Raw genomic sequence first — 12,661 nt, 5'->3', positions numbered from 1 at the left:
TAGAGGCTAAATTTTATTATTAAGCTAATTTCTTTGCCATTTCTAAAGCTGAATCAACTTTCTCTTTAACATTATTTGATAAAGTTTGACTTTGTAAGAAACTTAACTCATTTAAGATTAAATTTCTATACTCTGCAGTTAACTTAAAGAATTTAAGGAGTAAGTTAACTAAGTTAGAAGATAACTGTGGATTAAACTTATCAGTTCTTAATACTTCTTCAACTACATACTTAATACCAGAAGCATCTTTGTTGTACATTACTGCAAAGTTGTGCATTGCAAATGGAGTCATAATTGCACGTACACGATTCGGGTTTTGCGCATCATAAGAATGTAATTTCGTTAACTCTTTTACTTCAGCTAAAGAATTTGCAAAAGTAGCGCGTACACTTTGGTAAGCATCAAGAACTAAAACTTCATCTGCGTAACGTTTGAAGAAGTCTTGCTCTAAAGAGTCTAAACCTAAATTATTTGCAAGATTTATCCTTAAAGCATTAATGCGATCTGTAAAATTATCTGCTTTTTCATATAAACTTGCAACTAAATCTTTATGCTGCCCTTCTTTAGTTGCTAAAGTTAAAAGCACTGCTTTTAAATCTCTTAGACCTGCTTGTGTTACATTAAACTCATAAGCACCAACTTCTGGTAACTGTTTGAATAATGCAAGAGCTCTATCACCGTGGGCTTTAGCTAAAGCTTGAGATACAGTTTTATATACCTCTAACACTGCAAGAGGATCTAAGTCTGCTTTAAATCTCGCTGCAACATTAGCTGGAGAAGTAAAGCGTAATAAGATTGCATAAACTGCAGGATTAACCACAGCCTGATCTAATAAATCTTTATATACATCTAAGAATAAAGCGAACTCTTGACTTTCAACAAATGAAGCGTCAGCTAGAGTTTTTAAGTAAACTTGGTAGTTTAAATCTTGTACCGCTTGATAACGAGCGTACTCATTTGGCGCTTTACTTGCTACTAAAGCTAGTTCTGCAAAAGATCTATCTTGCTCAACTTTAATTGGGGCAGAGAAGTCTAAGTTTGTTACTACAACTAAAGGTTTAGCTGTTACAACTTCTAATACAAGCTTGTCACTCTCTAATACAATTAACTCTTCAACTTTCTCGCCTGAAGTAGTTTTTAAGTTAACTACAGGTGAACCCTCTTGATCTAAGAATAAAGTTCTTAGTGGTAATACTAATGGTTGCTTTTCTTTCTGATCATTGGTTGGGTTATTAACCTGAGTAAAGGTTAAAGTAAGAACTCCACGCTCTGCTTCAAACTGTTGCTCTACTTTTAAGTTTGGCGTACCAGACTGACTATACCATAGTTTGAATTTGTCTAGATTGTAACCAGAAGCATCAGCCATAGCAGCAACAAAGTCATCACATGTAACCGCTTGTCCATCATGACGTTCAAAGTAAAGTTTCATTCCTTTTTGGAAATTCTCTTCACCTATTAAAGTATGGATCATACGGATAACTTCAGAGCCTTTGTCATAAACCGTAACTGTATAAAAGTTATCTTGACTTAAAACTTTCTCTGGACGAATTGGGTGAGAAGTTGGACCACTATCTTCATCAAATTGATAGTTTTGCATTATCTCAACACTTTCAATTCTCTCTAAAGTACGATCAAAAGTATCTGAAGTAAACTCTTGGTCACGGAAAACTGTTAAACCTTCTTTTAAAGTTAACTGGAACCAATCTCTACAAGTCACACGGTCACCTGTCCAGTTATGGAAGTATTCATGTGCAACTACTTTATCAATTCGTTTTAAGCGAGCATCCGTAGCTGTGTCTTTGCTACCAATGAGAGCTGATTCATTAAAAATATTTAGACCTTTATTTTCCATAGCTCCCATATTAAAGAAGCTAACAGCAACAATCATAAATAAATCTAAGTCATACTCTAAGCCAAAACGATCTTCGTCCCATTTCATCGAACGTTTTAGTGAGCTCATAGCAAAATGTAATTGCTCACCACGTCCAACTTCAGCAAAGATTTTTAGATCAACTTTACGACCTGATTTGGTTATAAAGTGATCTTCTAAAACATCAAATTCCCCTGCTACTAAAGCAAAAAGGTATGACGGTTTTGGAAAAGGATCATGCCATACTGCAAAATGTTTACCATTATCTAGTTCGGAACCTTCAACAAAATTACCATTTGATAATAAGTATGGGTACTTAGTTTTATCAGCAGTAATTTTAACCGTAAACACAGATAAATTATCTGGACGATCAAAATAGAATGTAATTAATCTAAATCCTTTAGATTCACACTGCGAGCAAATATGCTCTCCTGCTTTATAAATCCCAGAAAGTAACTTATTATTTGCTACTTCTAAAGTATTCACAATTTCAACTACAAAATCATCTTGGTTATCTAACTTACTAATATCAATGGTTAGATTCTGAAATTTTCCCTCACCTGGTAAATCTTCAAGCTGGTAATCTTGCCAGTCTGTACCATTTACCTTTAAGCTCAATAACTCAAGATCTTGTCCATCTAAAGTAAAACTAGTTACACCTGAGGTCAAACGTTGAAAATGTAATTTTGAAGTTACTGTAAATGGGTTCGCTAAGTTTTCATCAAAGTTAAAATCTAACTCAGTAGTTAAAATTTTAAAATCTAATGGTCGATAATCTGATCGCAGTAGTGGTTTATTTTCCTTTTCCATCTTGCTACCTTAATTTATTAAAAATTATTTTCTTTTTCAAATATATAAAAAGTTTTTCAGCCATAACTAGATTAGCATTTATAGGTATTTAATGCAAGTAGATATATTAACTTATTATTTTAGTCAAGAATTGCTCTTTTTAGCTTTTATATTTTATCTATTAATTTGATCTATCAATACCCAAAACCTAAGATTAAATATTATTTTTTCTTAGCAACTAAAAGCCTATATTTAATCTATGGTAAGCCTCTCTAATAATTTACTCTACCTTCGATTTTATCCTAAAAATTGGACTATTATCTGCTGTTTGCTTGCGACAAAACTCCCTACATAAATGGAAAGCCAGTTTTAAGATTGAAAGACAATTCCATAATTTTATTATGGATAATTTTATCTTTAATTAGAGTTAAAATTCAAAAAGCTCTTTAAAGGCTAGTTTAAACACTTATTTATAATGCCAATTAAAATGAATTAAGTTAGTAAAAGGGTTATAATATGCAGGTTTTTATAATCCTATGATGAGGTACAAAAGTGGATCAATCTAATATTTGGACGCAAGATTATGCTGCGATCGGTGGATCTGAAATTCTAACAGCTCTTGTTGCGTTAATTCCAATTGTATTTTTCTTATTAGCCTTAACTGTACTTAAATTAAAAGGGCATATTGCAGCTCTTTGTACTCTAATTATTGCAGCTGTAATCGCTACTGCCCTATACGGTATGCCTGTTCAAGCGACAGCTTCAGCAACTCTTTTAGGTATTTTAAGCGGTTTATGGCCAATTGCTTGGATCGTAATCTGGGCTATCTTCATTTACAATATCTGTGTACGTTCAGGTAAATTCGAAGTAATCCGTTCTTTTATCTCTGGTATTTCTGATGACCAACGTGTACAAGTATTACTAATTGCTTTAGCATTTGGTGCATTCTTAGAAGGTGTTGCTGGTTTCGGTATTCCAATCGCGATCGGTGCAGCTTTATTAATTGGTTGTGGTTTTAAAAACCCAATCCTAGCTGCAGCTTTATGTCTTGTTGCTAACATGGCTTCAGCTCCTACTGGTGCTATTGGTATCCCTGTTACAGTAGCTTCACAAGTTACAGGTATTGATGCTTCAGTTCTTTCTGCATTAATTTCTCGTCAATTAGCTATCGTTATCTTCATCCTACCATTCTGGTTAGTTGCAATGGTTGACGGTTTCCGTGGTATTAAAGATACTTTACCAATGATTTTAGTTGTAGCTATCGTATCTTCAGTAACATGTTACATCGTGTACAACTTTGTTGGTCACGAATTATCTGACGTAATCATTGGTGTTGCGGGTATGATCGCGATCATTGTTTACTCTCGTATTTGGAAACCTAGCCGTAAATTAACAGCTGAAGGTTATGTTGAAGGTAAAGTTGAAGTTGCGAAAAATGATAGTGAAGTTAAAACATTTACAGTTGCAGAAACTGTATTTGCATGGTCTCCATTCATCGTTATTACAATCTTAGCTTTAGTTTGGACTTTACCAAGCGTTAAATCTGCATTAAGCTTCTTAACTACATCATTCGAAATGCCTGCATTACACCAAGAAATTATGAAAGGTGCTCATCTTGCTGTAGCTAACCAAGCTCCTGAAAATGCAATTTGGAGATTTGACGTATTAACTTCAGTTGGTACTGCTTTATTCTTCTCTGCTCTTTATACTGTATTAGCATTCCGTGTTAAATTTGGCACAATCCTATCAGTATTAGGTGCAACAGTTAAACAATTATTATTCCCTATCTTAACTATCTGTTTCGTATTAGCATTTGCTAAAGTAGCTGACTACTCTGGTCAAACTGGCGCTATTGCTATTCTATTATCTGAAACTGGAGTTGTATTCCCTGTATTAGCTCCATTATTAGGTATGTTAGGGGTATTCTTAACTGGTTCTGTAGTTAACTCTAATACTTTATTCGCTAAAGTACAAGTTACAACTGCACAGTTAATCCACGTAAACCCAGATTTATTAGCTGCTTCTAATACATTAGGTGCTATTACTGGTAAAGTAATTTCTCCACAATCAATTGCTATCGGTTGTGCGGCAGCTGGTGCTTCAGGTCGTGAAGGTGAATTATTAGCTTATGTATTAAAACATGCTGTAATCTTTGCCGTATTTATCTGTATCTTAACAGTTCTTCAAGCTTATGTATTAACTTGGACAACAGTTATCTAATTATTTTAAAAGCTCTTGAATTATTTCAAGAGCTTTTCTTTTAATAAAGTATTTCTTTGTGTTAAAATCAAATATATATTTTATTTTTTATAATTAGTTGCTTTACTTATGTCTATTTTTTCAAACTTACAATCTAAACCTATTGACCCTATTATAGGGTTATATCAGGATTACCTCGCAAACACTAATCCTAATAAAGTTAATCTTTCTATAGGATTATATTTTGATGAAGAAGGTCGTATTGACCTTATGGAAGCAGCTCGTCAAGCTGCTCTGGTTATTGCTGAAGAAAATGCACCAAAAAACTATTTACCTATTGATGGTGATAAAGAATACCTACGTGCAATTAACGAGTTAGTTTATGGCAAAGATAACCCAGTGCTTGACCAATTAGCTTCAACTCAAACTCTTGCAGCTACTGGTGGCTTAAGAGTTACAGCTGATGCCTTAAAAGAATTAGCAGGCTCAAAACGTTGTTTTGTTTCTGATCCTACTTGGTCTAACCACCGCGATATCTTTGAAGCTGCTGGTTACCAAGTTGGTGAGTATGCTTACTACAATCAAGAGTTAATGTCTTATGACTTTAACGCTCTTTTAAATGATTTAGAAAATAAACTTGAAGAAAGAGATGTAGTGTTAATGCACCCAGTATGTCACAACCCTACAGGTGCTGATTTAACTGAAGAAGAATGGGTTAAAGTTTTTGCTGTTATTAAAGCTAAAAATGCCATTCTGGTACTAGACCAAGCTTACTTAGGTTATGGTAAAGGCATTGAAGAAGATGCTCTTGCAGTACGTTTAGCTGCTAAACACTTAGATCAATTTGTTCACATCTTCTCAAGTTCAAAAACCTTTAGTATCTACGGTGAACGTATTGGTAACGTAAATATTAAATGTAAAGACGCAGAACAAGCTAAAGTTGTTACCTCAAATCTAAAATTAATCATTCGTAGTAGCTACTCTACTCCTATCTCAAATGGTGCAAAATTAGTAAAAACAATTCTAACTGTACCAGAGATTACTCAAACTTGGAGAAGAGAGTTAGACGCTTACCGTACACGTTTACAAAACTTACGTAAGACTTTTGTAGCTAAATTAAAAGATCTTGGTATAGACTTCTCTTATATTGAAGAACAATATGGTTTCTTCTCTTACTTAAAATTAACTTCTGAGCAGATTTTAGCATTGAGAAAAGAATACGGAATTTATACTCTTGAAACAGGTCGTATTAACTTTGCTGGCTTAAATCAAAATAATATTGATTATGTAACTAATGCAATTGCAGCAGTAATTAAAGGATAGTATTCATGGATTTTTTCTCAAATTTAACTCTGGCAGCAGATGATCCTATTTTAGCTTTAGTACAACAATATCATCAAGATGAACGTGCTAACAAAGTAGATTTAAGTGTTGGTATCTACTATAACCAACAAGGAAAAACAGAAAACTTTAATTCTGTAAAAGTTGCACAAAAGGCTGTTGCCCAGTATTTATATAGCTTACCTACAGAAGCTAAATTAAGCGCAGTTAATACAGAACTAGCATCATTAGTTGCTAAGGACGTATCAGAATCATACTTACCTGCTACAGGCTACCAAAAATTCAACTTAGCTATTAGAGATTTAGTTTTCCCAGCTAATTTAGAAGCACGCCAAGCTGAACGTATTCAAACAATTGAATCAGTAGCAGGCTCTGGTGGTTTACGTCTTGTAGGTGATTTCTTAAAAAACCAATTAGGTATTGATAAAATCTATATCTCTAATCCTACTTGGAGCAACCACTTTGCTATTTTTGAAAAATCTGGTTTAACTACAGATACCTATTCTTATTATAATCAGGCAAGCAGATCTTTAGATCTAGAAGCAACACTAGCTGATTTTGACAAATTAACAGCTAAAGATGCTGTGTTATTACAAGCAGCTTGTCATAACCCAACTGGTTACGATTTTAGTCAACAAGAATGGGAATTAGTACTTAACAAAATTAAAGAAAAAGGTGCTTTACCTGTTTTTGATTTTGCTTATCAAGGTTTTGGTGACGGTTTAGACGAAGATGCTTATAGTGTACGTCTTGCGACAAAAATCTTTGATTGCGCTCTGGTAGTTTCTTCTTGTTCTAAAAACCTAGGTTTATACGGAGATCGTATTGGTGCTGTGCATGTTATTGCACCAAATAAAGAACAAGCTTTACTAGCTGTATCTAACTTACAGTTCTACGCTAATAACTTCTACGTTTCTCCAGGTACTAACGGTGCATTTGTTGCTTCTACAGTTCTAAATAACCAAGAACTAAAAGCACAATGGGAAAATGATTTAACGGCTGTTAGAGCTCGTATCAAGTCATTACGTGAAAAATTAGCTCAAGCTTTAAAAGCACGTGGTCATGACTTTGACTTTGTTACTAAACAAAAAGGTATGTTCTCTTATACAGGCTTTACTCCAGAAGAGTGTAAAGAGTTAAAAGAAAAGTATGCAATTTATATGGTAAGCAATGGTCGTATTAATATAGTTGGTCTAAATGACAATAATCTTGAGTATGTTGCTGACTCATTTGCTGCTATTTTAAATAACAGATAAAAATATAGGGTAGTCAAATGACTACCCTATATTTTTACAAACTTAGTTTAAGCAAGAGTTGAGATTTTATTGATAATCTTCTCTTCTAAAGAGTTCTTATCCCATCCCATTTTCTCTTCAATTAAATGTGTATCTATTGGTTGAATAAATTTATCTTCGATACCAATAGAAAGAGTTGGAACAAATATATTAAGCGCTAACATTTCTTCAAATACAGCACTTGCTGCTCCACCTTTTTGCGCATTCTCTTCAAAGGTTACCACTAAACCATATTCAGTTAATGATTTAATTACTGAAAGATCTAATGGCTTAACAAAACGCATATCATATACGCAAGCTCCCATAGAATCAGCTAATTCTAAAGATTTAGCTAGCATATTACCAAAGTTTAAAAAGACAATACCTTTGCTCTGAACTAATGAGCTCGATAGACTTTTACTTTGGCAAAATGAAACCGTTTTACTTAAATCTCTATCTCTAACTTTTACCGCCTTCCCTAACTCTACTGCTACAGGAGGTAAATCTAAACTAATAGCTTTTCCACGAGGATAACGTACAGCAAAAGGTCCATTATAAGTGTATCCAAACTCAAGTAAAGCTTCTAACTCTTGGGCACTACTTGGGGTAGTAACTACTAGGTTAGGAATACATCTTAAATAAGAGATATCAAATGCTCCTTGGTGAGTTTGTCCATCCTCACCAACTATCCCTGCACGATCTATTGCAAATAATACCGGATGGTTGTCAATTGCAACATCATGGATTACTTGGTCATATGCTCTTTGTAAAAAGGTAGAGTAAATAGCTACTACTGGCTTATAGCCACCAATCGCTAAGCCTGTAGCTAAAGATACTGCGTGTTGCTCAGCAATGGCTACATCTAGCACTTTTTCAGGAGCGAGTTTATAAAACTCTTGCATACCAGAGCCTTCAATCATCGCAGGAGTTATTGATATTAATTGCGGATCTTGGACATGCTTAATTAACCAATTACCAAAAACTTGAGAGTAAGTTAAATTTTTACTTATTTGTTTTTGTTCAGAGGCATTTGGGGTGAACTTACCAACACCATGGTATTTAGTTGGCTCTTGCTCTGCAGGTAAATAACCTTTACCTTTAGTTGTTAATACATGAACTAATTGCAATTTACCATTAGATTTTAGTTTATTAAATAAATTCACTAGTTCAATTACATCATGACCATCTACTGGACCAATATAATCTATCCCCATAGTGCGGTATAGGTTTGCTATCTCTGGTTGAAATAGGTTTTTAACTGCACTTTCAGTAGATTTTAATAAGTTTTTTAATGGTGCAATGTCCGGAAGAATATCTTTAGATTTCTCTCTTAAAGATTGGTAAAAAGAAGAATTAAAAATCTTTTCACTATGACGATTTAATGCCCCACGGTTTGGGCTTATAGACATATTATTGTCATTTAAAATAATAGTCATAGGTACTTTAATATCACCTAAGTGATTTAAAGCTTCAAATGCCATACCTGCAGTTAAGGCACCATCACCAATTACAGGTATTACATCAGCTTTAACTCCACGCTGTTTATTAGCAATACTTATACCGGTCGCCACACTCAAAGAAGTCGAAGAGTGACCTACTGTGAGAATATCATGTTCTGATTCGCTACGAAATGGAAAAGGATGAATACCATTAAACTGACGAATAGTACCAATTTGATCTTTTCTTCCTGTTAAAACCTTATGCGCATAAGCTTGATGCCCAACATCCCAAATAATTTTGTCATTTGGACTATCATACACATAATGTAAGGCTACTGTAAGCTCTACAGTACCTAAGTTTGATGAAAAATGCCCTGAGCTGTTACTAATGCTATAAATAAGAAAATCTCTTAGTTCATCACATAATTGAGGTAACTGTTTAATCTCTAAAGCTTTTAAATCATCAAGATTATTTATTTTATCGAGCAAAGGGTAATTTATTCTCATATTATTTCTTACGGTTTACTACATAGGTGGTTATTTCTTTTAACCACTCTAGAGCATGAGTTGAAAATACTTGCTCATTCTTATTAGCTATAAAACTTTCTATTTCTCTAATGTAAGAAATAGTTTTATTAAAGTTTTCTTCCAACTTAACTTGTGCTTTATCTAAGCTAAACAAACTAACAAAAGTTAATTTATGATTAGCAACATCAGAACCAACTGGTTTACCAGTTTCTTCTTGATTTCCTAAAATATCTAGAAGATCGTCTTTAATCTGGAAAGTCAATCCAAGACTATAAGCCCAGTAGGCTAGTAAATCAGCCAGCTCCTTGGTCTTCAAACCAATCTCTGAAGCATAGACTCCTAAAAGGATACTACTACGAATTAAAAACGCAGTTTTACGATAGTGTATCTGCATTAAGCGCTCTGCAGCTTGTTCATTCGATACTCCTAACTGTTCTAAGTCTTTAATCGTAATATCATCACCAAGAATATCTAAAGCTTGACCTAGACACATACCATAATGTCCAGCTCCGTACGCAAGTACTTGTACTTGAGCTAAAGCATTTTGCGCCGCTTGCTTTGTATTACTACTTAGTAAACTAAAAGCTAGAGTCTGTAAAGCATCACCAGCAAGTATAGCCATATCCTCACCAAATACCTTATGGTTGGTTAATTTACCACGACGATAATCATCATTATCCATAGCTGGCAAATCATCATGGATGAGACTATAAGTGTGAACACATTCAACTGCCATGGCTGCAATTAATAGATCACTAGCCTTAGCTTTAGTTAGGATACCACCAATAAACACTAAAGCAGGACGTAACATTTTTCCATCACTGTGCAAGCTGTAAAACATTGCTTCTCGTAAACGATCAAAGTCAGCTTTATAGGTATCAACTTCAGGTAATAATGCTAGAATTTGTTCGTCTTGAAAAAATAACTGCTTGTTTGGATCAGATCCTTGCCCTAAAACTAACTCCATAAACTCTCTTAAAGAAGTACTTACAAGAGTTAAGAATTTATCTAGGCAAAGAGGCTTACTTAATTCAGCCTCTAAGTTGTATTTGGTAACAATAGAATCAGCTAGTTGGTTTAAGCTAGTAGAAACATGCTTATTCATAATTAATTCCTAGCTTAATTAGCTTGCCCATAGCCACGTTTTTGTTGCACTATTTGAATTTGCGCTTTTGACTCATCAAGTTGTTCACGTAGAGCATCTAGTAAACCTAAAGCATCTACATAACTTTTTGTTAACTCATCTAGCGGAAGAGCTCCTTCTTCCATTTTTTTTAGAAGCTCATTAAGCTTTTCTAGATTTTGTTCAAAAGAAAACTTTTCTTTTTGTTCAGACATAGGTATACTCCTTAGTCTCTGAAATTCTCAAACTGTAATGCTAAATTTAATTCAGCTTGACTCTCACGCATTAAAGCAATTGTCGCTTGTAATTCATCACGACTTTTACCTTGCACACGTAATTTCTCACCTTGAATTTGTGTAGTTACTTTTAATTTAGCTTCTTTAACAATTTTTACCATTTTTTTAGCAGTATCTTGGTCAATTCCACTTTTAAAAGTAACTTCTTTAATAAAGTGTTTACCACTATGTTCGTGCTCTTCAGGGATTTGTAAAGAATAGTACTCAATATTACGCTTAATTGCCGCGTTTACTAAAATATCAACTAGTTGTTGAAGCTGGAAATCAGATTCCGCTACTAGTTTAACTTTACTATCCTTTTCATTTAATTCAATTGACGCACTTGTACCTTTAAAATCAAAACGACCTGATAAAACACGCTGTGCGTTTTCTACTGTATTTTTAATTTCAAATTTGTCAATTTCCGATACAATGTCAAATGATGGCATATAAAAACCTCGTTAAAAACTTATAAATTTTCTCGATAATATTATAACAAACCAAAACTTAAATGGTAAAAAAATAAAGATAAAACAATCCCGATATTATCTTACTTCCATGTAAAAATCCCTCACGTTTTATGACGTGAGGGATTTTATTACTCTGAAAATATTTGTCTAAATTTATTTAGAAAGGTTTGTAAACAGAACCATGAGCACTGGAACATATAAGTTAGCTAAGAAGCCAAAGCTTATTGCTAAACCTACAACTCCATTACCACCTGATTTCTGAATAATAGGTAAAGAACTGTCTAATGAAGTAGCACCTGGGAAAGTTACTGCTGTACAACGATAGTTCTTCATTAAAATTGGCACTAAGAATAGTGCTAAAATTTCACGAGCTATATCGATAAAGAACATTAGTGAACCTTCAAGAGGGCTATATGCATTAGTCACAATAACACTTGAAAGGCTATACCAGCCCATACCAGAAGTATAAGCTAAACTACGCCATACATTCATATTTAAAACAAAGCTTACTATTACTCCAGCTACTAAACAGCTAAAAGTAAAAAGTAAAGAAATTATAATTGCTTCTTTGTTTAAAAATACATCTCGTAAGCGATATTTTGCTCCACCTAATTCTAAACCTACAATAAAAATTAACAATAGTAAAGCTATGTTAGAATAGATACCTAAAAGATGGTGATCAATACTGTAATCAAAGTATACATAAATGGCACCAACCACCACACCAGCAATAACCGATAAGATTAATTTACTAATGTCAAAAAACAAATGTAAATAATTTACTTTGATTTGGTGGAAATGTGCAGATTTATTTTTTAATTTATCATATGGAATAAGCAGTAAGATATTACACAGTGATAAAATTACAACAATTACAGTTAAATCGAATGCAACCTTAGGTAACTTAACTAGCAAATCATCAATTAATGCTAATTTAAAGCCCATTATAAATAGGAGAATACATAAAACTATCGTTAGTAATTTACCTAAATATTTACCTATTTGGGTAAAAATAGTTCCAAGGTAGTAACCTATAAATATCGGAGCTAATACAATACTTAAACCTAATAAAATATCCATGATAAACAATTATATCATTAAAAAATGCACAAAAAAAACCTTTTAGAAACTAATCTAAAAGGTTATAGAAAAAAATTAATTTGGCGATGACCTACTCTCACATGGGGAGACCCCACACTACCATCGGCGCTACGACGTTTCACTTCTGAGTTCGGCATGGGATCAGGTGGTACCATCGTGCTAATGTCGCCAAAATCGGCTAATTTAATAACAAACTTTTATTTGAATATATTCTTGAGTTATTTTGCTTTGTGTTTTCTTTACAACTACTTA

General features: G+C 33.6%; 9 protein-coding genes and 1 rRNA gene. 3 read left to right on the top strand and 7 right to left on the bottom strand.

All coding sequences use genetic code 11. The features are described 5' to 3' along the window. Nucleotides 1-19 precede the first annotated feature (19 nt). Complete coding sequence (gene pepN, locus CKF54_RS04630; protein ID WP_119525203.1) at nucleotides 20-2,680, bottom strand: aminopeptidase N; 2,661 nt, start codon at nucleotides 2,678-2,680, stop codon at nucleotides 20-22. A gap of 531 nt (nucleotides 2,681-3,211) precedes the next feature. On the opposite strand from pepN, the gene CKF54_RS04625 reads away from it, so the two are divergent. The 3 genes from CKF54_RS04625 to CKF54_RS04615 all read left to right on the top strand — a co-directional run bounded on the left by CKF54_RS04625 (nucleotide 3,212) and on the right by CKF54_RS04615 (nucleotide 7,455). Continuing rightward, nucleotides 3,212-4,879, top strand: coding sequence for an L-lactate permease (locus CKF54_RS04625; protein WP_119525202.1), 1,668 nt, complete (start codon nucleotides 3,212-3,214; stop codon nucleotides 4,877-4,879). A gap of 108 nt (nucleotides 4,880-4,987) precedes the next feature. Then, nucleotides 4,988-6,181 carry an aromatic amino acid transaminase gene (locus tag CKF54_RS04620; RefSeq protein ID WP_119525201.1) on the top strand — a complete coding sequence of 398 codons (1,194 nt, stop codon included), beginning with the start codon at nucleotides 4,988-4,990 and terminating at the stop codon, nucleotides 6,179-6,181. Between the two features lie 5 nt (nucleotides 6,182-6,186). Continuing rightward, entirely contained in the window at nucleotides 6,187-7,455 is a 1,269-nt protein-coding gene (locus tag CKF54_RS04615) for an aromatic amino acid transaminase (RefSeq protein ID WP_119525200.1), read from the top strand. A gap of 47 nt (nucleotides 7,456-7,502) precedes the next feature. On the opposite strand, the gene dxs is transcribed toward CKF54_RS04615, so the two are convergent. From dxs to rrf, 6 genes are all read right to left on the bottom strand, one after another. After that, complete coding sequence (dxs, locus tag CKF54_RS04610; protein ID WP_119525199.1) at nucleotides 7,503-9,419, bottom strand: 1-deoxy-D-xylulose-5-phosphate synthase; 1,917 nt, start codon at nucleotides 9,417-9,419, stop codon at nucleotides 7,503-7,505. Nucleotide 9,420: 1 nt separating this feature from the next. Continuing rightward, complete coding sequence (locus tag CKF54_RS04605) at nucleotides 9,421-10,545, bottom strand: polyprenyl synthetase family protein (RefSeq protein WP_119525198.1); 1,125 nt, start codon at nucleotides 10,543-10,545, stop codon at nucleotides 9,421-9,423. A 14-nt stretch (nucleotides 10,546-10,559) separates the two neighbouring features. Beyond that, entirely contained in the window at nucleotides 10,560-10,778 is a 219-nt protein-coding gene (gene xseB / locus CKF54_RS04600; protein WP_119525197.1) for an exodeoxyribonuclease VII small subunit, read from the bottom strand. Nucleotides 10,779-10,789: 11 nt separating this feature from the next. Beyond that, entirely contained in the window at nucleotides 10,790-11,287 is a 498-nt protein-coding gene (locus CKF54_RS04595) for a YajQ family cyclic di-GMP-binding protein (RefSeq protein ID WP_119525196.1), read from the bottom strand. 174 nt (nucleotides 11,288-11,461) lie between these two features. Further along, nucleotides 11,462-12,388, bottom strand: a complete 927-nt coding sequence (locus CKF54_RS04590) for a lysine exporter LysO family protein (protein ID WP_119525195.1) — start codon at nucleotides 12,386-12,388, stop codon at nucleotides 11,462-11,464. Between the two features lie 78 nt (nucleotides 12,389-12,466). Then, nucleotides 12,467-12,582: ribosomal RNA gene (rrf, locus tag CKF54_RS04585) — 5S ribosomal RNA — on the bottom strand. Nucleotides 12,583-12,661 lie beyond the last annotated feature (79 nt).

Source organism: Psittacicella hinzii, assembly GCF_003585885.1.
GTDB lineage: Bacteria > Pseudomonadota > Gammaproteobacteria > Enterobacterales > Psittacicellaceae > Psittacicella.
Note: the sequence above shows the minus strand (reverse complement) of the source record. Positions and strands in the feature narration are given on the sequence as shown.